Source organism: Mariniflexile ostreae (assembly GCF_042427585.1).
GTDB lineage: Bacteria > Bacteroidota > Bacteroidia > Flavobacteriales > Flavobacteriaceae > Pseudalgibacter > Pseudalgibacter ostreae.
The window spans coordinates 49,516-73,652 of sequence record NZ_JBHMFC010000020.1 but is presented as its reverse complement, the minus strand read 5'-3'; the positions used below and the strand labels follow the sequence as shown (position 1 = coordinate 73,652).

Below are 24,137 nucleotides of genomic sequence, written 5' to 3'. Positions count from 1 at the left end.
ACTCAGAAAATTAATAAATTCTAAAAAACATATTACGTTTTAGAATCCTCTTTTTTATAAACGTAATGGTAGTAAACTTTTGGTTCTGTTTCGTCTAACCTCACTTCTGGCTGCTCTATTTGTTCTATAAAATTACCGTCTTTATCAAAATGCTTTAAAAAAGGATCATCATCGGGATTATAGTCGTCGTGTTCCCAAACGTATTTTTCGGGTTTTGCGATTTCTTTTCTAAAAAAAAGTGCGAATATTAGTCCAGTAATCAAACCCGACAAGTGGCCTTCCCACGAAACGCCTTCTTTTATGGGCATGGTATACCATATCATACTACCATATAGAAACACCACCAATAACGATAAGGCTACAAGTCTATAATGTTTTGCAAACACCCCTTTAAAAAAGGTAAAGCTCACCAATACATAAATAACACCACTAGCGCCTATATGATATGAAGGCCTGCCAATGCTCCACGTTAGGAAGCCTGAAAAAAGAATTCCGAAAAACAGTACCTTCCAAGCGATACTACGGTAAAAATAAAACAAGGCCATAGAAAGCACAAAAAGCGGCACGGTATTGTGATAGATATGCGTTATACTACCATGAATAAACGGACTAAAAAGCACGCCCCTTAAGCCTTTTAAGCTTTGCGGATAAACACCATATTTACTTAAATTGATGCCGAAACGCACTTCAAACCAAAACACCAACCAAATAAGGAGCACAAATAATACGGGATAAGCAATAACCCCTGTTGTAAATGTAAAGTTTTGGTTTTTTTTCATTATACTATAAAGATATCAAATTACTGCCCATTATCATACAAGATGATAAATTGTCAGTTATAAAACACAAACCATAAAATTCTTTTCAAGAGACTCCTACTTTCGAAGGAATTTATTATAATTTTACACCATGAATGAACCTTTAGCAGAACGTTTAAGACCCAAAACCTTAGAAGACTATGTGAGCCAAACCCATTTGATTGGTCCACAAGGTGCATTAACACAACATATTAAAATGGGCTTAATTCCCTCTATGTTGTTTTGGGGGCCTCCTGGTACAGGAAAAACCACCCTTGCAAATATTATTGCAACGGAATCGGGCAGGCCCTTTTATACCTTAAGTGCAATCAACTCTGGTGTAAAAGACATTAGAGACGTGATTGAAAAAGCGAAACAGAGCGGCGGACTCTTTACTACAAAAAACCCTATTTTATTTATAGATGAAATCCATAGGTTTAGTAAATCGCAACAAGATTCATTATTGCAAGCCGTTGAAAAAGGATGGATTACCTTAATTGGTGCTACCACCGAAAACCCAAGTTTCGAAGTGATTCCTGCACTTTTATCCCGATGCCAAGTCTATGTTTTAAACGCTTTTGATAAGTCCGATTTAGAAACACTTTTACAACGTGCCATTGAAAAGGACCCCTACATTTCCCAAAAAAATATAACGCTTAAAGAAACCACTGCTCTATTAAGGTTATCGGGAGGTGATGCCCGAAAACTTTTAAACATTTTTGAATTGATTGTCAATTCTGAAGCTTCCGAAACCATTGAAATTACAGATGATGCGGTTTTAAAAAAAATCCAAAATAACACCGTTCGGTATGACAAAACAGGAGAGCAGCATTATGATATCATTTCGGCATTTATAAAATCCATTCGAGGGAGCGACCCTAATGGCGCTGTGTATTGGTTGGCACGTATGATTGAAGGTGGTGAAGACGTTAAGTTTATTGCCCGTAGGCTCCTCATTTCTGCTAGTGAGGATATTGGTAATGCCAATCCTACGGCTTTAGTGATTGCCAATAATACGTTTCAGGCCGTTTCTACTATTGGAAACCCAGAATCCCGTATTATTTTAAGTCAGTGTGCCACTTATTTGGCATGCTCCCCTAAAAGCAATACCGCTTATTTAGCTATCGACAAAGCGCTACAACTGGTAAGGGAAACTGGTGATTTACCCATACCCTTAGACCTTAGAAATGCACCAACAAAGCTTATGAAAGAATTGGGCTATGGCGATAATTACAAATATGCGCATCATTACAAAAACAACTTTGTTGACCAAGAGTTTTTACCCGATACCATTATTGGCACTCCTTTCTATGAACCAGGAAATAACGCCCGTGAAAACGCCCATCGGGAATTTTTAAAACAGCGTTGGAGGGATAAATACGGGTATTAATGCCTAACTTGTAATGCATAAAAGTACATACTAAACTCATCCATTACAACATGTCTAACACCATTATAATGCGCGAAGACGAAGATTTTATTAATGTAAACTATTCTGAAGATTTCGTAAGAGATCAAGAGTTTTATGACTGTAGGTTTGTTGGTTGTAATTTTACAAAAACCGACTTAAGAGGTAGCAGTTTTGAAGATTGCACGTTTCAAGACTGCAATTTCTCAATGAGCGAACTAGAAGGAGTTGGATTTAGAAATATAAATTTTATAGGCAGTAAAATTCTTGGAATTGATTTTACAAGGTGCAATAGCTTTATGTTCTCATTTAAATTCGATACCTGCCGGATAGAATACTGCACCTTTTTTGGCACAAAATTAAAGAAGACTGCTTTTATAAAGTGTTCGCTTAAAGAAACAGATTTCTCTGAAGCAGATTTGTCTTTTGCTGTGTTTACAAACTCAGATTTGACAGGCACAAAGTTTTCAAATACGACACTTGAGAAAGCGGACTTTAGAGAGGCACACAGTTTCAATATCGACCCAGAACTCAACAGGCTCAAAAAAGCAAAATTTTACACATCCCAACTTGAGGGGCTCCTTTATAAGCACCAATTAGATATTGTATAACACCTGTGTACCGTGTTTATTAAACCGCAACCGCCTTACAGCCTTTCTAAAACCATAAACAAGTTGTGGGGGTACACATCAAAATTTAATATCCAGTTGTTGCTGTTTAATTTGGCCATTTACTGCGCTTTCTAATACCCAATGCTCATCTTGTTTGTAAATGATAGCTGTTTTATTCTCTACTAAAAAAACATCTTGAGCGCCTGTTTTAGTGATTCTAAACACTACTTTAGGAGTGCTATCTACCAATTGAAAACCATTTTCTATAGGCTGTGCATACAAGGCTCCATTAAGAACCGCCATTTTCGAAACCGCTTCGGGCGCTACAGAAGCTATTGTATTCTGGGCTAGCTGCTCAGAATTTTCAGAACGTGCAGACTCCTTAATAGCGAGGGCTTTGGTGTGCTTTAACGCCTCAACCTCTTCTTTTAATTTCTTAATTTCTTCAGAAGAATCCATTACAGCATTTGTTGTAGACGCTACTGCTAAATCGGTTGCTTTAGGTTTATAACTGTAATGAAGGGCTTCAATAGAGTTAAAAGCATTTCGAAGCGCTTCAGAATACGCTTTACTATACTCTTTCTCTCTACTCTCTCCCTCTTCTGAAGTATAAACCAACCTGTCATTACAATCTTTCATCTCAACCTTTAGCTTGGTTTTAAACATGCCAGAATCTTTTAAAACATCTGCCTTTAAAGCCAAACATCTATTCCGAAGTAAATCTTCAGGGTAATCTTCTCCCTCGATAAACGTTTCAAACCCGTACTTATCGAAAAGAAACTGAGCCAGCTCGTTCAAACGATATTGATTTGGCTCTTTTAAAAATTCAAACTTTTTTGCTACAATAACATATTTATAATGATCCAATTCCGATTGTGAAAAAACACTCGTAATAAGAAAACAACCTATAAGGGTACAGAAAAATTTAGTCCTCATTTTTTTTAAATATATAGTTAAAACCTAATTGTAAAGATACACTTTGTGCATTATATATGTTTTGATATGCTAAAAAATTATCGGCCATAAGGTAAAAATTCACATTCCCTAAGTGCGCAGAAAGGCCCAAACCCACATTGCTAAAAGAATAGGGATCTACAGTATATGTTGCTTTAGCACTTAATCCTTTAAACAAACGACGGTAATAATATCCTGTTAGAGCCATTTGGGTACTTCTGGGCCGCTTTATGGCATATAATTGTGCTCCTACCCTATTTTGGTATTCGTTTGTTTGTGGATGTAAACAATCACAGGCTTTAAAACGTTTTTTGCCAAATGCATAATTAAGCGATGCATTTAATTTTACGGGTCGCCAGGACGTATACCTAGTCGTATTCCGCTCTACATCGAACAAATCTTCAAAATCGGCTTCCATGGCATTCCAATACTCATCGGCAGTTTGATTGTTTTCGCTCTCAGAGAAAAAAGGGTCAACACCTTCAAACGCATATGTGCCTTTTAAAACAAAGTTTTTAATATCTTTAGTGTGCGTTATAAAACCAAGATCAAGAAGGCTGCCATCTACTGTCCATTGGTCTTCCCATTTATATGTAAATCCCACATCAAAACCCAAGCCTAGATTTCCTCCAAAAAGAAGGCGATTTTTTAAGGTTTTAATATCGTTTTTTAATTCAGAATTATCATCATCTAGCAAACTGGCCAATCCCGAAGTTTGTAATTCTAGGTCTAAATTAAAAATATGATTATAAAAATTATTTTCACCCGTTTGGGTAACAAAACTCCCCTTGTTTTTTGTAGACGAGGCATGTGCTATACTAGAATACACTTTCCCTCTTACGCCATAAGTAAATTGTTTGTTGACTTTTTTCTGGAACCCAACATGAAAAACAGATAGGGCTTCTGCCTTTACATTTAAATGAGACGCATTAAAATGTCTATTATTGTTATTTTGATTTCCTTCATAAGCTAAAACAGCCGCGTCTTTAGGAAAATATGAAATAAAATCGAATTCTTTATAAAGCCCGAAACTTAGGTATTTGTTCTTGTTATAGGGATCACCAAACGCAAAACCCCCAGAAAACAGCTCCAATTGCTCATTCATTGTTAAAAAATCGTTGGCTTCCATGCTATAAATGGCCGCCTTAAGCTTATTATTAAAGTTTACGCCATCATCTGCAAAAACGTCATAAGCAGAGCTGCCAGAAGACCCTGCGCTAACATGGATATGCGACAGTAAAGGGATACCAAAATACCAATCATTTTTAACATCTCCACCGGGGTTAAGCATTAAGGCTTGTGGAATTTCTGAAAAGCCATACAACACCTGTTTGTTCTGTGCTAAAGACAAACAGCATATAAGAAGCATTAAGTATGGGACTTTGCTCATCGTTCCTTTTGATAATTAAAATAAAAAACAGCTTTAGACTCTAAGTGCACACGCCCTAAAGTACCAGTATCTATAGGTATGCCAGGAAGCATTATTAACGTAAACACTATTTTGTTAGATCGTTTTAAAGCCTCTAAGCCAACACCTTCAATACGTTCTGTATGTTCAAAAGGAATTTCATTAGTCATGGGAGAGGCCTCTACCTCAACTATAAAGCTATATTGGGACTGCCCTAAATCGTTTAAAAAATCGACCTTAAAATTATAACCCCTCTGGATTGAGTTTACGCCTTTTACAACAATATCTGTTCGCAATAGATTATCGTTTATAAAAGAATCTTGGAACACATCGAGATTTACAAAGTCTTCAACCGTAGCAGCTTCTGCACCTCCAACAAAAAAATCGGGGGCCTGGGCATCAAAAAATATTAAGCTAGCTTCTAGAACTGGAGAAACTTCAAAATCGTCTATTTGATTAAAATCTACTGGCTTGGTACAGCCCATAAAAGACGAGGACGCAAGCAGAAACAGCAAGCTATAAAGAATATATTTAGGCATAGAATAAAATAACGGTTATTCTTGCTAAATAGTGTGCCCTTATAAATAGTTTTTTAACTGAATTAAATTAGCAATCTGTTTTACCTCAACATCAGAATCCTCTTTATTGGTTCCGAAGAAGATAACATCCATACCCACATTAAGGGCTCCCAGTATATCCGCTTCAAAACCATCTCCTATCATAATGCTATTTTTAGAACTTACTTGTGCTGTTTCAAGTGCATAGTTAAAAATTTTAGGATTGGGTTTCTTCACACCAATACTCTCTCCATTGGTAATGGTTTTAAAATAATGCTGAATCTTGGCATTTTCTAATTTTTTATTCTGAACCTCATGAAACCCATTTGAAATGATATGCAACCGATATCTTTTACTAAGATAGTCTAAAATTTCAATGGTATTTTCAAATAAGTGATTGTAATTAATTAAATGAAGCATGTAATCTTTAGATAAGATATCAATCATTTCTGGTGCCACAGTATGGTTTACAGCAACAAAGGCATCATTAAGCCTTCTAAAACGCAACAGTTCCTTATCTATCTTTTCATCTCTATATAGTTTCCAATAATTATAATTTATAATTACGTAATGATGTAGAAAAGTTTCGATATCAACATCTATTTGATGGATTTTAAAAATAGTTTCAAATGTTAAAGCTGAGTTTTTATCAAAATCCCAAAGGGTATGATCTAAATCAAAAAATACATCGGTAATACCTTTAATTTTCATGTGCAGACTCTAATATCATATTAAATAATTCCTTAAATCCCTGCCAACGCTCAGAATCGCTAAAGGTGTAATTATGAAAAACGGGGACAAACTCACCATTAACGGCTTTTATTTTACCGATCAACTCATTCAAGACTTTCTTTTTATCTAATAAGGATTTCGTTTTCAACAATGCATAATCCATAAGGTGGTACGGGCATATTTTTAAGGGCGTTTGAACTTCATAATCTAAATCGTAAAAGAAAAAAGGAGTACAAGATCCTGCTCGAAACCCAATTTGGTTTACATAACCCATGGTATAATCTTCAGGGATCTCTAGCTCGACGAGATGCCTGTAAGAGTCTGGGAAATTAAGTCTCGAATACGACTGCCTTGACGCATTTAAAGAAGCGTTTATGATCGTTTCCATTTGGATTTTTTCCTTTTTTAAAATAGTGATGTCATCTATGGCAAAAAAAGACACTTTTAACCCCACCCGACAATAATCTGCAACTTGTTTTATAAGCGATACAAATTTTTTATTATTAACATTAATACCTTTATCAAAGGTTGAATAATCGCCAATGAGGAAGAAAAACAAAAATTTAGCATTACTATTTTTTTGTCTATTTATAATATACTTAAACGTATCGTATGGGTCGTGTTTAAGGTTTAAAATCACCATATATCTATAATACAACCTTTTAAATCTTAATCGAAATATATCTTTAAGAGTACCTCCCAACGTACGCATTACCCCTTTTTTTTGAAAAATATAAGCGCTTGGCACATCGATGATGGGTTTTACGGTATATGTCTTTTCTGGAAATATATAATCTGGAAATTGTTTCTGTAATGCCTTTTTAAATTTATAGGCCCAAATATCGACAACCGGTTGGTCTAAAAAGCCATGTTTATAAGCGATACTTTCGCTGGCCACAAAACGCCCGTAATCATCTTTCACATGGGGTAAATACTCTTCATAACGAGAGAGCAAATAAAAGGATGCTGCAAAAATATCAAAAGGAAGCTCACATTTGTCGCCATTAAAAAAAAAGCATTTTGTGTTATCCCAATCTTGAAAATGGATTTCGACATCGTTAAGTCCCTGCTCGAACAACAACTCATGGTTTTTGATGAAAAACTCACTGCCTAACTGCTGCTTGGTATAGGACATTTTTAAACTATCGTGGGCTATAAACTCTTCTATTTTGTTTGTAAAAGAAACTTCCAAACCCAAAACCCGCGTACAAATGTGCTTGAAAATATATTTAACGCGTGGGGTTATCTTATGTGTGTATACTAATAACATTCTTTATTCAGTTTTCATCATGTAGCCCTTTACCTAGCGCGAAGGATCTTACGTTATAAAAGGCTCTCGTCTGCAAAACTAAAGTATGCTTTTTCTGTTACAATTACGTGATCTAACACCTTTATATCTAAACTTTCTGAAGCCCGTTTCAACTTGTTGGTAATCTGTTTATCTGCTTCACTCGGATTTAAGGTGCCAGACGGATGATTATGAACTAAAATTAAGCCTGTAGCCCCTAGTTCCAGTGCGTTTTTTAGTACCAAGCGCACATCTACTAAAGTTCCCGTAATCCCGCCTTTACTAAGTTGTATTTTCTGAATAACCTTATTAGAATTATTTAAATAAACAATCCAAAATTCTTCATGTTCCAATTCGCCGATAATGGGTTGCATCAATTCAAAAACCGATACACTAGAAGTGACTTTCTTTCTTTCTAGGGCCTCTTCTCCCCGACGACGACGGCCTAGCTCCATAGCCGCTAATATACTAATGGCTTTTGCTTCTCCAATACCTTTAAAGGCAGTTAGCTGTTTTATGGATAATTTACCCAACTCGCTTAAATTATGGTCAACGCTAGCTAATATACGCTGGCATAAAGATACGGCGCTTTCATTACGACTTCCTGATCCTATTAAAATAGCCACCAATTCCGCATCACTTAACGACGCTTTTCCTTTATCCCGAAGCTTTTCACGAGGTTGATCGTCTTGCGACCATTTCTTTATAGAAAAGAAAGCTTGTTTATCTTCCATAGGATAAATCTACATATTTTTTCGTTTTTAACAACATGGTGGCTATAAGAAATTTAAAGAGTGCGTGTTTCTTAATTTATTAGTCTGTTTTATCACATAAAAAGCGTCTAACACCCTAACAAAACATGTTACACCACTTAAACACAACACCTTACACATAAACGTCTAGATCTTTTATATTCTAGCCCTAACAATAGCATTCTTCAATACAAACCCTATACTTTGATGGATTTTATCTCCTTTATATAATCGTGTTATTATTTAAAAAAACATAAAGCTAAAACACTTTGAAAGCCCCATTATGTTTCTTATTTTAATTATGATATCCTATAATGGAATTATCTAATCCGTTATATTTATCTACAAACAACAACTAAACTAAAATGATAAAAAAAGAAACGATTTATTTTTTTTAGTTTAGATTTACAGATTAACCTTATAAAACCTTACAACTTGAAAACATCCTATACCGTAAATGAGCTTAATGATATTTTAAAAGGCGAAATTATTGGCCATACGACACAACTTATTGAAGGGCCAGAACAATTAAAAAAAGCTAAAAACAATCAAATCACTTTTATTGGCAGTGTAAAATATGTTAAACTTTGGGCAACATCTGAAGCCTGTGCGGCAGTGGTTACCGATAATATTACGGTAGAGCCTGGTGAAAATAGAGCTATTATAAAAGTAAAGAATGCAGATTTGGCCATGGCTAAGATTCTAGAACTCTTTAATCCGCCATCACCTGTTTTTGACGAAGACCTACACCCCACTGCCGTAATCCATGATACTGTAAAACTTGGAAATGGTTGTATTGTTGGTGCAAACTGCTATATTGGAAAAAATGTCGTTCTAGGAAATAACGTCGTTTTATATCCCAACGTTTGTGTTTTTGATGATACCATCATTGGAGATAATACCGTAGTATGGTCTGGAACCGTAATTAGAGAGCGCTGCATCATTGGGAGCCACTGCATCTTCCATACTAATGTAAGTATTGGTGCAGATGGGTTTGGCTATCGCCCAAGCGATGATGGACGCGGCTTAATGAAGATACCCCAAATTGGAAATGTTATTATTGGAGACCATGTAGAGATTGGTGCCAATTCATGCGTGGATCGTGCCAAGTTTAGTGCGACTATTATAGGGGACGGCTGTAAAATTGACAATTTGGTTCAAATTGCACACAATAGTATTATGGGACGCTCTTGTATTATGGCGGGACATAGTGGGCTTGCCGGCTCTGTAACTTTAGGCGATGGTGTCATTATTGGAGGAAGTGCTTCTATAAAAGACCATACCACCATACATTCGGGCGCTACCGTAGGTGCTGGCTCTGGAGTTGTGGGCGATGTTGCAGCTGGGGCAACCGTTTTAGGCTATCCTGCACAAGACTCAAGAGACATGCTTAAACAATGGGTGGCCTTGCGAAGGCTGACCAAGAAATAAACGTTATTTTCATAATAAAGAAACTATTGGTAAAATAATCACTTTTAACTTACAATTATTTTTTGTCGGAATAAATGCTAACTTGCGCAAGAAATTTTTATTAATTATTATAAACCAATTTAATTTAACTAACATGAAAAGACATTTTAAAACAGTTTTAATGCGTATTTTTAAATCTAAAATCGTTTTAATTACACTGCTTGCTGCTTTAAGTTTTAATTGCTCCCCCGAAGATGGAAAGGATGGTCTACAAGGCGAACAAGGTATACAAGGTGAACAAGGCGAACAAGGTATACAAGGTGAACAAGGTGAACAAGGTGAACAAGGCGAACAAGGTATACAAGGTGAACAAGGTGAACAGGGTGAACAGGGCGACCCTGGAATTGACGGTAATGCCAATGTAAAGAAATATACCATTACAATTGCAAACACCGATTGGAATAATGGCGTCCATGGTGGCGATGATAATGTTTTCAATTTCTATGACGTACCAGAATCACTAACAGGAGGGATTAGACTGTCCGACCCTCAATACCTTGTAGTGGCATATGGAGCTCCTACTGGATTTGAATATAATACTAAAAAGCACTTACCTTACACGCTTGGCATAGATGACATTTATGGAATAAAATTTGAAATGGGTGTTAACAGAGACAGAATAATGATGTTTAAAACCACAAATGGTTGGAATAGTGCCACCGTACCTTTAGCACAAAGACCCACTACTTTTATCGTAGATATATTTATGATAGAAGTAAAGGCTGCAAATAAAGCACAAGCTAAAATAAATTTAAATAATTATTCTGAGCTTGTTGAATACTTTAAAATAAACTAGCCTTATAAAAAGCAATTAAAAAGATCAGGGTTACGCCTGATCTTTTTAATTTATACCAACCACAACACAAGCTTATTCATTTTAAAACTAATAGGCTACAAATGCTCTAGCCAATCGGCCAATCTATCCACCCAAGTTTGTAGGCGTCCCCTTCCGATGGCTAACCCATAACCATGGCCTCCATACGGATAGACGTGCATCTCTGCATTTATATGATGCGACTTTAAAGCTTGATAAAATTGTAAGCTATTCTCCACGGGTACTGCTTTATCGTCACCAGAATGCACTAAAAAAGTAGGCGGTGTGTGTCTGGTAACATGCATTTCATTAGAAAATTTTTGTATTAAAGCCTCACTAGGAGCCTCTCCAAGCAATTTATTACGAGACCCTAGATGGGTATAGTTGTTTTTCATCGTAATGACAGGATAAACTAGCACCATAAAATCAGGCCGAGCAGAAAGACTGTCTATTGCATCTTCTTTAAAAGAAGTTTTACTATCAAATTGCGTTCCCAAGGTAGCAGCCAAATGCCCTCCCGCAGAAAACCCTATAATCCCGACTTGAGCGGGATCTACGCCCCATTGTTTCGCATGGTTACGCACTAAACGCATGGCCCTTTGCGCATCTTGTAGTGGTGCTTCATGGGAGATTGTAACAGATCGTGAATCTGGTAGCCTATATTTCAATACAAATGCTGCTATCCCTTTGGTGTTAAACCACTTTGCAACATCTGTACCTTCCCAATCATAGGCCAAAGCACTATAGCCACCCCCTGGACATATCAGCACAGCTTTGCCCGTGTTCGAGCGTTTTGCCGGTAAATACACTTCTAATGTAGGGATTTGAACTTTTGAAATTCTAATAATGTCTTTATTTTCAATAAGTTCTACCTCATCAGAAGTTTGGCTATTGGGAATTTCATAATCCCATAGTGCTAAAATCTCCTTTGGATTAAAAACGGGTGGTATCATGTAATAAAAAATAATATGTACGCCTTCATGTTGTCTTTTTAAACCTCTTTAAGGGCATGCTTTAAATCATCAAACGTAACCAGGTTGAGATAGGCTTTACGATGTTTTTCCAGAAGGCTATACTCATAAAAAGGATTGGTATGCGCTATACTTTTGCCAATAGGATGGGTTTTAGACAATACACCAATACCCCAATTGGTATCTACACAACACGAGTACACTGCAGGATTAAAACGCCATTTCAAGAAAGCCTTCCAGGTTGTACCATTCCAATATCCCTGGGCTGGTGTTTTATAAAAACCAAAGGTTTCTCTTGCATGCCACTCGGTAGGCGGGTTACAATCGTGTAATACGATAAACCCATTATCTTTTATAACATGCATGGCATTTTGTATATCTCTATCTACTTGTTCTGCATAGTGCAAACCATCGATAAAAATAACATCAAACCTAAGGTTTGAAGACAAAATTTGATTGGCTCTTAATTTATCGAAAAACTCATCACTGGTTATTTTAAAATCCACAGGATTTTCCTCAAACTCTAAACCTGGATCGACACTATACTTAGTGGCCGCGTTAATATGATTGAAATTATCATCAGGATTTCGAACACCAATTTCTAAGTAAGTCGTTGTACCCTTAGCTAAAGACAACAGGTAATTAATAACATCTGTTCTCGAGTATGGTTTCTTGAGTTCAATTTTAGTCTTCTCCTGACCTGCAATATAAACAGGACTGTTCAAAAACTCCTTACCATGAATAAAGTACCATACTAATCGTTTTAATTTTTTCATGCTTTCCTTACAATTAACACCCTGTTTTTATTCATTCAGATTTTTAATTCGGAAACTTTGCTTTTATTTGGTCCAAGCATAGATTATGGATGCTTCCTTCATGAGTATGCTTTTTAGAGGTGTCTGGTACATAAGTTCCATCTTGTACTTGACCTCCAATTTTTTGATACGCTTCTCTAAATGTCTGGCCTTCTACCACTAAGGTATTGATATTATCGACTGTAAACAGATATTTGTATAAATCGCTATGGACATCAATGTCTTTAACGATGATTTGTTGGATGGAATAATTAAAAATATCCAAAATATCTTTTAATTCTTCAAAAGCTGCAATAATATTTTCCTTTAACAACTGAAAATCACGATGATAACCACTCGGAAGGTTGTTGGTTATTAAAATCATTTCAGTTTGAAGTGCTTGTATTTTATTGCATTTACCACGAATCAACTCAAAAACATCAGGATTTTTTTTGTGAGGCATGATACTACTGCCTGTAGTTAGCGCATCGGGAAAGGAAATAAACCCAAAATTCTGACTCATATACAAACACACATCCATTGCAAATCTGGACAGGGTGTTGCACAATCCACCTAATGCCGCAGCAATAGTACGTTCGTTTTTACCACGTCCCATTTGCGCCGCTACAACATTATATTTTAAGGTTTCAAACCCCATATCTTTTGTGGTGAATTCTCTATCGATGGGAAACGAACTCCCATAACCTGCTGCCGAGCCCAATGGGTTCTGATCAACTGTTTTAATAGCAGCATTTAGCAAATATACATCGTCGATCATAAGTTCTGCATACGCCGAAAACCACAATCCAAATGAGGAAGGCATAGCCACTTGCAAGTGTGTGTAACCTGGAAGCACTTTGTCCTTATAGGTATCGGCCAAAGACAATAACGTTTCAAAAAGTGTTTTTGTTTTTTCTTTTACAAGACCTAAATGATCTTTATAATACAAATGTAACGCTACTAAAACTTGATCGTTTCTGGAGCGTGCCGTGTGGATTTTTTTACCTACATCACCTAAGGTTTTTGTAAGTTCGAACTCTATTTTAGAATGCACATCTTCAAATTGCGCATCAATAACAAAGCTGCCATTTTCAATTTGCTTTGCCAACTCCTGTAAACCGCCCAAAAGTTGCTCTAATTCATCTGCTGATAAAATACCGATTTTATGTAACATTTTGGCATGTGCTCGAGAAGCGATAACATCGTATTTTGCAATATGAATATCGATTTCCCTATCGTTGCCCACAGTAAATTGTTCTATTTTTTTATCTATTGATATACCTTTGTCCCAGAGTTTCATAATCTTTTCAGCGAAAGCAGAATCTCTACTTTCCTTTTTTTAGTTCTTATTTAATAGTGCGTTAAGGTTTTTAAAACCTAACTGCTTCCATTTCTATATTTAAAACACTCCAGCTTACGCAGGAATGAGTACCCGATTTAATAATTCTATATATATTTTAATGCCCTCTTCAATTTCATTTAAATAAATAAACTCATCTGCCGAATGGGACCGTGTACTATCGCCAGGCCCTAATTTTAAGGACTTACACGAAAGCCATGCTTGGTCGGATAAAGTTGGAGAGCCATAAGGCGTTCTGCCCATTGCCATACCTGCTTCTACTAAAGGATGGTCCATAGGGATGGATGACGAATTTAAGTGCAGGCTACGCGGCACAATACTTGCACATGGGGCTTCTTTCTGTAAAAACGCTGCAATTTCAGCATTAGAATACTTATCATTAACACGAACATCGATAACCATTTCCACATCGGCAGGTACTACATTATGTTGTTTACCAGCTTTAATTTGCGTTACCGTTAGCTTAACATCACCTAAGGCTTCCGAATGTTTTTCAAATTTCAGATCTTTAAACCATTGTAATACTTCTATCGTTTTGTAAATAGGATTGTCGTCATTAGGATGCGCTGCATGACTTGCCGTACCTTTTACTATAGCATCAAAAACAACCAAGCCCTTTTCGGCCACGGCCAAATTCATTAAGGTAGGCTCTCCTACAATCGCAACATCGATTTTAGGAATAATTTTAAGCATGCTATTCAACCCATTGGGGCCACTGCTTTCTTCTTCTGCGGAAGCCACTAAAACCAAATTGTATTTTAAGTCTTTCTGATTGTAAAAATACGTGAACGTCGCTATTAAAGACACTAAACATCCCCCTGCATCATTACTGCCCAAGCCATACAACTTACCATCTTCTATAATTGCTTTTAATGGATCCTTGGTGTATGCACTGTTTGGTTTTACCGTGTCGTGATGAGAATTAAGCAACATGTTGGGCTTACTTTCGTCAAAATATTTATTAACCGCCCAAACATTATTTTTGGTTCTTTTATAGGCAATATCGTTCGTTATAAACCAGTTTTCTATATGAGATGCCGTACCCTCTTCTTCTGAAGAAAAAGATTGTGTTTCAATTAGTTTTTTGAGTAACGCAATGGCATTATCTGTTAATTTTTCCTGCGTCATTTTATAAGGTTATTTTCGTAAAATTATCATTAGTTTTGGTTAACATCGCCGTGTTTCCCATGTTTATAGCGTGTACACCATGATGAAGGGCATGAAAACAATTTTCAAGTTTTGGGAGCATACCGTCTACAATAATCCCTTTTTCTAAAAGCGTTTTATAGCGTGTGGTATCTATATGTTTGATAACGGAGTTTTTATCTTGAAAATCTTCTAAAACACCATTAAGTTCAAAACAGTAATAAATAGAAGTTTCGTATAGTTTACTCATTCCAATAGCCACTTGCGAAGCGATGGTATCGGCATTCGTATTTAACAATTGCCCTGCCCCGTCGTGGGTTATTGCACAAAAAACAGGCGTAAAGCCTCCTTGTATCAATTTATTGATGGACTCGTGTGCAACTTGTGTAACATCGCCCACAAAGCCAAAATCGACGTCTTTCACAGGTCTTTTCTTTGAAGTAATGCTGTTTACATCTGCTCCGGTTAAGCCAATAGCGTTTATATTTAAAGCCTGCAGCTTTGCAACGATATTTTTATTCACTAGGCCACCATACACCATGGTAATCACTTCTAAAGTCTCTGCATCAGTAATGCGTCGGCCATGAACCATTTTAGATTCTATTCCTAATTTTGAGGCGATAGATGTAGCGCGCCTACCGCCACCATGAACCAATATTTTATTTCCCTCTACATTGGAAAACAACTCCAGAAAGACATTTAAAGATGTTTCATCTTCAATGATATTGCCACCTATTTTAACTATTTTTAATGTTTCCATTATATCTATGTCTAAGACCTACCCGATTTTAAAATATTTGTAGGTCGAGGTTTTGAATAAGACCTCAAGAATTTTTTTAAAACCTATGCGACCTAACTCCGTAACATCTATTTTATAAGTTTTCCAATATTTTTTTAAGGACCAATTGGGCTGCAAAGGTTCTATTATTTGCCTGTGGAATAACGATAGCATTTTCGCTGTCTAAAACGGCATCTGCTACTACCACATTCCGTCTTACAGGCAAGCAATGCATAAATTTTGCCGAATTGGTTAGTGCCATTTTTTCGGCAGTCACCATCCAATCCAAATCGTTATTCAAGATTTTACCATAATCCTTATATGAGCTCCAGTTTTTGGTGTAAATAAAGTCGGCATTTGCAAACGCCTCCTTTTGATCATAGACAATCGGGGTGTTTCCTGTAATATCAGGATTCAATTCGTAGCCTTCGGGATGCGTTATTACAAATTCTACATCCATTTTTTGCATGGCCTGCGTAAAACTATTTGCCACCGCATGCGGTAGCGCCTTAACGTGAGGTGCCCATGTAAGGACCACTTTAGGTTTGGCGACTTTAGAATATTCTGAAATGGTAATCGCATCGGTTAAAGCCTGTAAAGGATGGCCGGTTGCACTTTCCATATTAACAATAGGAACCGAAGCGTGTTTTATAAAAGCATTCAACACATATTCACTTTCATCTTTAGCTTTATCTGTTAACGAAGGAAAAGCACGTACCGCAATAATATCACAATATTGCGACACTACAGCTGCGGCTTCTTTTATGTGCTCTGCCGTACCGCCATTCATTACAGAGCCATCTTCAAACTCTATGCCCCAAGCATCCCCTGAAACATTCATAACAATAGGGTTCATGCCCAGGTTAAGAGCTGCTTTCTGGGTGCTTAAACGGGTTCTTAAGCTGCTATTGAAAAACAATAGACCTATAGTCTTATTAGTCCCTAAGCCCATATGTGACAAAGGGCTTTCTTTAAGGGTTCTTGCTTCCTTAATCCATGAGTTGATATTATCTATATCGTGTACGGATGTGTAATTTTTCATTTGTTACTTTTATTTTATTTTAGTAAATGGTACTTTGTTTTCCATAGCATTCACTATAAAAAAATCTTCAAGCCCGTTTACTATCCATGTTTCTATATTCGCTTTTTTACTTACCGATGCGGCTTCTATTTTAGACTGCATACCACCACTGCCGTGAGAGGATTTAGAATCGACCACTTGATTGATAAGCGTATCTATATCGGTTACCTCTTCAATAGTTTCGGGAGCTTTGTTTGCTATCGATTCCTTGGTGTAAATTCCATAGGTATTGGTAGCGATAATAAATAAATCGGCTCCCAAAAGCGATGCGGTTAAGGCCCCTAACTTATCGTTATCGCCAAATTTAATTTCGTCGGTGGCCACGGTATCATTTTCATTAATGATAGGAATGTAATTATTGCTCACCAATACATTAATGGTATTTACAATATTCTCTCGACTCTCTTTCCTTTCGAAATCGGAATATGACAATAAACATTGTGCGGTAAGCAAACGATGTTCTCTAAAAATCTCTTGGTAAATCCGTATTAAATGCGGTTGCCCAATAGCTGCCAAAGCCTGTTTTACAAATATAGGCTTTCGATTGGTTTCCAGTTTTACAAATTGTTTTGCCACAGCAATGGCGCCAGAAGTTACAATCACAAACTCATGCGTATCCTGCAGCTGTGCTATTTGTATGGCAAGATCCTCAATTTTACCTCTAGAAATATTATCTGTCTCTTTGGTAAGTGTGTTGGATCCTATTTTTAATAGAATTCGTTTTTTCTTTTGTGCCATTATCTTATTTGTCCAGTACCATGCACGTACCATTTATTGGTTACTAAATGTTGTAATCCTATAGGCCCCCTTTGATGTAATTTATCGGTACTAATAGCCAGTTCGCCACCCAACCCTAATTGACTGCCGTCTGTAAAACGAGAAGACGCATTATGATACACAGCTGCTGTGTCCACATTTTCCATAAATGTTTTAGCCTCCTTATTATCGGTGGTTACGATAACTGAAGAATGGCCACCCGAATACTTATTTATCATAGCAATGGCATCGGCATTGGAATCAATTTCACCTATAGCAATTTTATAATCCAAAAACTCTTCATACCATGTGCTATCTGCAGGAATTGGCTCCACTCCATCTTGTTTTAAAAGCGCTTCATCCCCAAGAATCTGCACATCAAATTCTTTAAGTTTTGAAATTAACGTCTTGATAAACTCATCTTTTTTAGGAAGATTTTTATCGATTATAACCTTATCAATGGCATTACACGCCGATATTTTAGCGGTTTTGCCATTAAGGATAAGTTTTAATGCGATATCCCAGTTAGCATCTTTATGTACATACACGAAATTATTGCCACGACCACTTATAATAACAGGGCACGAGGCATGCTGCTTTACAAAAGCAATTAATTTCTCGCCACCTCTTGGTACAATTAAATCGACTTTTTGGGTGGGCTTTTCTAAAAATGCTTGCGTTTCTGTTCTGTTGAATTGTAAATATTCAACCCAATCACTAGAAGCCTGATTCGCTTTTAAAGCTTGGTGCCATAACTCAACAATTTTTAAGTTAGAATTTAAAGACTCCTTGCCCCCTTTTAATAATATTTTGTTACCCGATTTAAATGCGATTCCTGCGGCTTCCACCGTTACATCGGGTCTAGATTCATAAATAATCAAAACGGTTCCAAAAGATGCTGTTTTGTTATAAACCTGCATGCCATTATCGTGTTTAAACTGAAAGCGCTCTACACCCACAGGATCCTCTTGAGATGCTAAATGGGTTACAGATGCAATCATTTCATCCACTTTGCTATCATCTACCTTTAAACGGTCGTGCATGGAAATATCATTACCATCATAAGCTTCAAGATCCGCTTTATTGATTTTAATAATTTCAGCGCGTTCTTGTTCCAAAAGTGCTGCCATTTTAAGCAAAACTGCATTTCTTGTTTCCAAGGATAATAACGTATTCATTTTTTTTATTTTAAGATTTAAAGTTCCAAGACTTTTATTTTATAAATTTCGAGCCATTGAAAGCCGCCTATATTAGCTATCCGTATGATCTAAAGCCTTTTCTAAAGCTTCGAAAAACTGATCCACATGCTCTTTCTTAATAGTTAATGGAGGCAAAATACGAATCAGTTTTTTATTCGATGCGCCACCCGTAAAGATGTGGTGTTCATAAATTAGTTTTTTTCTAAGATTGCCAATTTCAAAATCGAACTCCAACCCAATCATTAAACCACGGCCTTTAATATTTTTTATCTGTGGAATACTTTTCGCTTTCGAGATAAAATAATTTGAAATAGCATTAACATTCGCTATCAAACGCTCTTCTTCAATAGTGTTTAACACCGCTAAACCAGCAGCACAAGCCAAATGATTTCCACCAAAAGTAGTGCCCAGCATACCATGTTTTGCCTCAATGCTTGGATGTATTAAGATGCCCCCAATAGGAAACCCATTTCCCATGCCTTTGGCTATAGAAATAACCTCTGGATTTACGTTATAATGCTGAAAAGCAAAGAATTTTCCAGAACGCCCATATCCAGACTGTACCTCATCGGCTATAAAAAAGGTGTTATTTGTTTTACACAGGGCATCAACCTGCTCAAAAAATGCTTTAGATCCTTGATCTAATCCGCCAACACCTTGTATAAATTCTACAATTACCGCACAAACATCGCCTTTTTCTAATTCTCTTTTAACACCTTCAACATCATTAAGTTCTAAAAATGTGACGTCTTGTTGGGCGTTTATAGGTGCTACAATATTCGTATTGTCGGTTACAGCAACTGCGGCCGAGGTACGGCCATGAAATCCATTTTTAAAGGCAATAACCCTAGACTTCCCTGTTTTAAAAGATGCCAATTTTAAGGCATTTTCATTAGCTTCTGCCCCAGAATTACACAAAAACAAAGCATAATCCTTACACCCAGAAAGCGCTTCTAATTTATTTGCTAATGCTACTTGTAAGGGATTCTGTATCGCATTGGAATAAAACCCTAAGGCTGCTACTTGTTTGGTTATGGCCTCTACATAATGAGGATGTGCATGACCTATGGATATTACAGCATGTCCGCCATATAAATCTAAATATGCTGTTCCTTTATCATCATAAACAAAAATATCTTTCCCAGAAACTGGAGTGACCTCATATAAGGGATAAACGTCAAATAATGGCATTATAATTAATTTTAATGTGATTAATACTTTCTATTGATAAATTAGCCTAGCTTTTTCTTTTAAAAGTTAAAAGTAAGTGGCTTTTAGTTCAATGCCTTGTTTTTCTGGGAAACCAAACATTAAGTTCATATTTTGAACCGCTTGTCCTGAAGCACCTTTCAACAAATTATCGATCATACTTGTAATCAGTAATTTATTGTTGTGCTTATGCAAGTGGATCAGACACTTATTGGTGTTCACAATCTGTTTTAAGTGCAGCTCCTTGTCTGAAACGAATGTAAACGCAGCATCTTTATAATAGGCTTTAAAGATAGTCACCGCCTCTTCCAGAGTGCCTTCATAATCGGTATATACGGTAGCAAAGATGCCTCTTGAAAAATTACCACGATTGGGCATAAACAATATTTCTGAAGAAAAATTACCCTGCAACTGTTTTACAGATTGATTTATTTCCCCCAAATGCTGATGTGTAAAGGGCTTATAATAGGAGTAATTATTGTCTCTCCAAGTAAAATGAGTAGTTTCCGACAATGAAGTACCAGCTCCTGTAGCTCCCGTTACCGCATTAACGTGCACATCGTGTTTTAAAAGATTCTTTTCTGCCAAAGGCAATAATGCCAATTGGATGGCGGTTGCAAAACAACCTGGGTTAGCAATGTAATCCGCTTTTTCAATAGCTGATTTTTGTAACTCGGGCAAACCGTACACAAATGTTTTACCTTTAAAAACCTTATCGTTTTCCAATCTGAAATCATTTCCTAAATCGATGATTTTGGTCTGCTCAGAAAAGGTATTCGCTTCTAAAAATTTAATGGAATTTCCATGTCCCAAGCACAAAAACAATACATCGACATTTGGATTTATGGTACCTGTAAATTTCTGCTCCAAATTACCAACCAAATCTTGATGCACGTCACTGATTTTATTTCCTGCATTACTCGTGCTGTACACAAAATCCATTTCAGCATTTGGATGCGAAATCAACAATCTTATTAACTCGCCAGCTGTATAACCTGCACCCCCTATAATCCCTACTTTAATTTTTTTCATTTTAAAAATCCCTTTCTATTACACCTGTAAAAATTTTTAAATTCTAACAGATCCAAGTTTCATGTTATGATTAAGAATTTACTTGTTGATATATTTTATTCGCATTCCCAAGAATTTTTATAAATCCTTTAGCTTCATCGGCCGTCCAGCCTGTATTAACCTCTCCATAGCTTCCAAATTTCGCATTCATCAAATCGTGATCAGACTTTATGCCGTCTAAACTAAAATGATAGGGCTTTAAAGTTACGGTAACTTCGCCGCTCACTTTATCTTGGCTACTTGTTAAAAAAGCTTCCATATCACGCATTACAGGGTCTAAATACTGCCCTTCATGTAAATGCATCCCATAAAAACTTGCGAGATACTCTTTGTGTTGCAATTGCCATTTGGTTAGCGTATGCTTTTCCAATAAATGATGCGCTTTAATAATAATTAATGCCGCGGCAGCTTCAAAACCAACACGCCCTTTAATACCCACAATGGTATCCCCTACATGGATATCTCTTCCAATAGCATAAGGAGCTGCTAAATCATTAAGTACTTCTATATTAATTTCAGGTGCATTCTCTATCCCATTTACGGCTACCAATTCCCCTTTTAAAAAACTTAAAGATACTTTTTCCTCTTCGGCGTGTTTTAATTGCGATGGGTAAGCTTCACTTGGCAGAGGTTTTTCTGAAGTTAAGGTTTCCGATCCTCCTACACTTGTGCCCCAAAGTCCTTTATTAATCGAGTATTTTGCCTTTTCCCAAGACATATCGATACCATTGGCCTTTAAATAATCTATTTCCTCTTGCCGGGTTAATTTCTCATCTCTTATGGGTGTAATGATTTTAATATGTGGTGCCAAGGTTTGGAAGATCATATCAAAACGCACCTGATCGTTACCAGCCCCTGTACTCCCATGGGCGATATATTCTGCATCAATACTTTTGGCATATTCTACAATTTCAATAGCCTGAATGATACGCTCTGCACTTACCGACAATGGGTAGGTATTGTTTTTTAAAACATTTCCAAAAATCAAGTATTTAACCACTTTTTGGTAAAAAGTAGGCACTGCATTAATGTTCTTATATGTTGAAACACCCATTTTATAGGCATTGCTTTCTATATGTTCAATTTCTTTTTTTGTAAAACCTCCCGTATTCACACTTACAGCATGAACATCATATTCTTTGGAAAGACTTACGGCACAGTACGACGTATCTAATCCGCCACTATAGGCTATTACTAGTTTTTTCATTTTTATACTATTTTATAACTTATTTTTTTTATTTTAATTGTCTAATTTCAGACTCAAAACAGGCATTTACATAATATCTATAATTAAGTTCATCACGCAATTTTCCTAGTTTTTCAAGTTCTTCAACCAATACCACCGACATTTTAGATAATGTCACATGCGTCATCCCTAACAATTCGTTGTAATGATGTACTTTCGGGGTTTGTGCTATCGAGATCAGAAAGGTGTCGGAAAAGAACTCGGTCATTTTAGCCATCAACAATAAGCCAAGGTTGTAATTTCGACACTCACGATCCACCCATAAACAAGACCGCTCGTATACAGAATGGCCTTTAACAAGATGCTCATGAACAAAGATATGGCCATAAATTCGGTCTTCTTTTTTCAATATAAAGCATCCGTTCTGAACACGTTTCTTTAACATTTCTACACTTACATAATATAAGGTAGGAAGCTCTTTCGATCGCTCTGAAATAATTTCTAAGGTTTTATTAGAAAGTTTATAAACCAGCTTTATTTCTATTTCTGATTTTTCACAATAGGCCTCAGCTTCTTCTATAACAGTCTTGATATCAATATCCAATGCAGTATTCATTTTAATTTATGGTTTTTAAAAAACACATGTCTATTAAAATCTAAAAAATCAGAACCCTGACCCTTAAATCAAAATAGTTCTTACTAAAGTATCTTTTTTACTTTAATAACGAATAATTATATTTAAAAAATATTAACGGAAATGGAAAGCAAACTACTTTCTTAAAAGATATCGTCCCCTAGGGACGATTCTGAGGAATACGCACAACAGCTGTTTTAGTATTTGCTACTAAAACATGAGAGATAAGAGATATGTGGCTTCCTGTTTTCACTGAATAACTACCTAAACTATTAACTCTAAATCGTCGGCGCAAGCCCCTTTCGTTAATATAAAGTACAAAACTACACTTTATTATTTAGTATACAACATGATATATAAAAAATCCATATCTTTATATATCATGTTGCTTAATTTCTACATTAAAGTTCTCTAAGCCAAATGTTTCGGAAGCTTACTCGGCTATTGTCCTGGTGATCTTGTAATTGTAATGGCGCTTTACCATGTTTTACATACTTTGGGTGCCCAACAAAAACCGTGGGGCCTAAAAGCGAAACATGATCTTGAATTAACACCCCATTAAGCAACACAGTCATGGTAGCACGTTTGTTTACATGACCATTAGCATCAAATTCTGGGGCGTGATAAATGATATCGTAAGTATTCCATTCACCAGTTTTAACGGCTGCATGGACCAATGGTGCCGATTGTTTGTAAATAGACCCTGCTTGGCCATTTACATATGTGTCATTATTATTGTTATCCAGTACCTGGACTTCATATCGAGATTGCAAAAACACGCCACTATTTCCACGTGCTTGGCCTTCACCTTGAACCTTTACAGGCGATTTCCATTCTATATGAAGCTGCACACTCCCAAAACATGATTTGGTTTGAATATCACCCGCGTTGTTTTTAACGGTCATACTGCCATCTTTATTGATATACCAGTCTGCCGCTCCAGATCCCCCCACACTTTCCCATTGCTCTAAATTTGAGCCATCAAATAAGACAATGGCATCACTGGGCGGCGCATGCCCTACTCCCGGTTTCACAACAGATACTTTAGGCTCCCAAAGCTCTGTATCCTCTGGCTTCATCGTTTTGTTTCTGTCTTGAGCAAAAACAACACATGAACAAGACATCACAAAACACCAAACCATTTTCCACATACGACTTTTA

24 protein-coding genes are annotated in these 24,137 nt (G+C 36.5%); 4 read left to right on the top strand and 20 right to left on the bottom strand.

Translation table 11 applies throughout. The features are described from left to right. Positions 1-32 precede the first annotated feature (32 nt). The gene (locus tag ACFFU9_RS06650) at positions 33-779 is read right to left on the bottom strand and encodes a rhomboid family intramembrane serine protease (protein WP_379860618.1); all 747 of its coding nucleotides are present in this window, start codon (positions 777-779) and stop codon (positions 33-35) included. A gap of 130 nt (positions 780-909) precedes the next feature. Between ACFFU9_RS06650 and ACFFU9_RS06645 the strand changes: the two genes are divergently transcribed. Beyond that, the gene (locus ACFFU9_RS06645; protein WP_379860617.1) at positions 910-2,187 is read left to right on the top strand and encodes a replication-associated recombination protein A; all 1,278 of its coding nucleotides are present in this window, start codon (positions 910-912) and stop codon (positions 2,185-2,187) included. A gap of 50 nt (positions 2,188-2,237) precedes the next feature. After that, positions 2,238-2,816, top strand: a complete 579-nt coding sequence (locus ACFFU9_RS06640) for a pentapeptide repeat-containing protein (protein WP_379860616.1) — start codon at positions 2,238-2,240, stop codon at positions 2,814-2,816. A 78-nt stretch (positions 2,817-2,894) separates the two neighbouring features. On the opposite strand, the gene ACFFU9_RS06635 is transcribed toward ACFFU9_RS06640, so the two are convergent. From ACFFU9_RS06635 to radC, 6 genes are read right to left on the bottom strand one after another with little or no spacing between them, the layout of a single operon-like run. Then, positions 2,895-3,752, bottom strand: coding sequence for a hypothetical protein (locus ACFFU9_RS06635; protein WP_379860615.1), 858 nt, complete (start codon positions 3,750-3,752; stop codon positions 2,895-2,897). Further along, positions 3,742-5,160, bottom strand: coding sequence for a DUF5723 family protein (locus tag ACFFU9_RS06630; protein ID WP_379860614.1), 1,419 nt, complete (start codon positions 5,158-5,160; stop codon positions 3,742-3,744). Before ACFFU9_RS06630 ends, ACFFU9_RS06635 begins: the two co-directional genes overlap by 11 nt. After that, positions 5,157-5,717 (bottom strand): hypothetical protein, encoded by a 561-nt coding sequence (locus ACFFU9_RS06625; protein WP_379860613.1) that lies wholly within the window; start codon positions 5,715-5,717, stop codon positions 5,157-5,159. Before ACFFU9_RS06625 ends, ACFFU9_RS06630 begins: the two co-directional genes overlap by 4 nt. A gap of 39 nt (positions 5,718-5,756) precedes the next feature. Then, the gene (locus tag ACFFU9_RS06620; protein WP_379860612.1) at positions 5,757-6,446 is read right to left on the bottom strand and encodes a YjjG family noncanonical pyrimidine nucleotidase; all 690 of its coding nucleotides are present in this window, start codon (positions 6,444-6,446) and stop codon (positions 5,757-5,759) included. Beyond that, complete coding sequence (locus ACFFU9_RS06615) at positions 6,436-7,737, bottom strand: polysaccharide deacetylase family protein (RefSeq protein WP_379860611.1); 1,302 nt, start codon at positions 7,735-7,737, stop codon at positions 6,436-6,438. The genes ACFFU9_RS06620 and ACFFU9_RS06615 overlap by 11 nt, the downstream gene beginning before the upstream one ends. A 53-nt stretch (positions 7,738-7,790) precedes the next feature. Next, positions 7,791-8,489: a RadC family protein gene (gene radC / locus ACFFU9_RS06610; RefSeq protein ID WP_379860610.1), complete on the bottom strand. Its 699-nt coding sequence runs from the start codon at positions 8,487-8,489 to the stop codon at positions 7,791-7,793. 453 nt (positions 8,490-8,942) lie between these two features. Here radC and lpxD point away from each other — a divergent pair, with 453 nt between their 5' ends. Then, complete coding sequence (gene lpxD / locus ACFFU9_RS06605; RefSeq protein WP_379860609.1) at positions 8,943-9,938, top strand: UDP-3-O-(3-hydroxymyristoyl)glucosamine N-acyltransferase; 996 nt, start codon at positions 8,943-8,945, stop codon at positions 9,936-9,938. Positions 9,939-10,071: 133 nt separating this feature from the next. Beyond that, positions 10,072-10,773 carry a hypothetical protein gene (locus ACFFU9_RS06600; protein ID WP_379860608.1) on the top strand — a complete coding sequence of 234 codons (702 nt, stop codon included), beginning with the start codon at positions 10,072-10,074 and terminating at the stop codon, positions 10,771-10,773. 95 nt (positions 10,774-10,868) lie between these two features. Here ACFFU9_RS06600 and ACFFU9_RS06595 read toward each other — a convergent pair whose 3' ends face one another. The 13 genes from ACFFU9_RS06595 to ACFFU9_RS06535 all read right to left on the bottom strand — a co-directional run bounded on the left by ACFFU9_RS06595 (position 10,869) and on the right by ACFFU9_RS06535 (position 24,127). Then, on the bottom strand, positions 10,869-11,744 hold the full coding sequence (locus ACFFU9_RS06595; protein WP_379860607.1) for an alpha/beta hydrolase: 876 nt from the start codon (positions 11,742-11,744) through the stop codon (positions 10,869-10,871). 38 nt (positions 11,745-11,782) lie between these two features. Further along, positions 11,783-12,538: a class I SAM-dependent methyltransferase gene (locus ACFFU9_RS06590; protein ID WP_379860606.1), complete on the bottom strand. Its 756-nt coding sequence runs from the start codon at positions 12,536-12,538 to the stop codon at positions 11,783-11,785. Between the two features lie 43 nt (positions 12,539-12,581). After that, positions 12,582-13,856 carry an argininosuccinate lyase gene (gene argH, locus ACFFU9_RS06585; protein WP_379860605.1) on the bottom strand — a complete coding sequence of 425 codons (1,275 nt, stop codon included), beginning with the start codon at positions 13,854-13,856 and terminating at the stop codon, positions 12,582-12,584. 114 nt (positions 13,857-13,970) lie between these two features. Beyond that, complete coding sequence (locus ACFFU9_RS06580; protein WP_379860604.1) at positions 13,971-15,044, bottom strand: M20 family metallo-hydrolase; 1,074 nt, start codon at positions 15,042-15,044, stop codon at positions 13,971-13,973. Between the two features lies 1 nt (position 15,045). After that, on the bottom strand, positions 15,046-15,822 hold the full coding sequence (gene argB / locus ACFFU9_RS06575) for an acetylglutamate kinase (protein WP_379860603.1): 777 nt from the start codon (positions 15,820-15,822) through the stop codon (positions 15,046-15,048). Positions 15,823-15,934: 112 nt separating this feature from the next. After that, positions 15,935-16,882, bottom strand: a complete 948-nt coding sequence (locus ACFFU9_RS06570; protein ID WP_379860602.1) for an N-acetylornithine carbamoyltransferase — start codon at positions 16,880-16,882, stop codon at positions 15,935-15,937. Positions 16,883-16,891: 9 nt separating this feature from the next. Then, positions 16,892-17,659, bottom strand: a complete 768-nt coding sequence (proB, locus tag ACFFU9_RS06565) for a glutamate 5-kinase (RefSeq protein WP_379860601.1) — start codon at positions 17,657-17,659, stop codon at positions 16,892-16,894. Then, positions 17,659-18,855, bottom strand: coding sequence for a glutamate-5-semialdehyde dehydrogenase (locus ACFFU9_RS06560; protein WP_379860600.1), 1,197 nt, complete (start codon positions 18,853-18,855; stop codon positions 17,659-17,661). The genes proB and ACFFU9_RS06560 overlap by 1 nt, the downstream gene beginning before the upstream one ends. 72 nt (positions 18,856-18,927) lie before the next feature. After that, the gene (locus ACFFU9_RS06555) at positions 18,928-20,067 is read right to left on the bottom strand and encodes an aspartate aminotransferase family protein (RefSeq protein ID WP_379860599.1); all 1,140 of its coding nucleotides are present in this window, start codon (positions 20,065-20,067) and stop codon (positions 18,928-18,930) included. A 66-nt stretch (positions 20,068-20,133) separates the two neighbouring features. Further along, positions 20,134-21,117 (bottom strand): N-acetyl-gamma-glutamyl-phosphate reductase, encoded by a 984-nt coding sequence (gene argC, locus ACFFU9_RS06550; protein ID WP_379860598.1) that lies wholly within the window; start codon positions 21,115-21,117, stop codon positions 20,134-20,136. A gap of 70 nt (positions 21,118-21,187) precedes the next feature. Next, positions 21,188-22,363: an argininosuccinate synthase gene (locus tag ACFFU9_RS06545; RefSeq protein ID WP_379860597.1), complete on the bottom strand. Its 1,176-nt coding sequence runs from the start codon at positions 22,361-22,363 to the stop codon at positions 21,188-21,190. Positions 22,364-22,391: 28 nt separating this feature from the next. Beyond that, complete coding sequence (locus tag ACFFU9_RS06540) at positions 22,392-22,958, bottom strand: hypothetical protein (RefSeq protein ID WP_379860596.1); 567 nt, start codon at positions 22,956-22,958, stop codon at positions 22,392-22,394. A 419-nt stretch (positions 22,959-23,377) separates the two neighbouring features. Then, positions 23,378-24,127 carry a 3-keto-disaccharide hydrolase gene (locus tag ACFFU9_RS06535; RefSeq protein WP_379860595.1) on the bottom strand — a complete coding sequence of 250 codons (750 nt, stop codon included), beginning with the start codon at positions 24,125-24,127 and terminating at the stop codon, positions 23,378-23,380. Between the last annotated feature and the right edge of the window lie 10 nt (positions 24,128-24,137).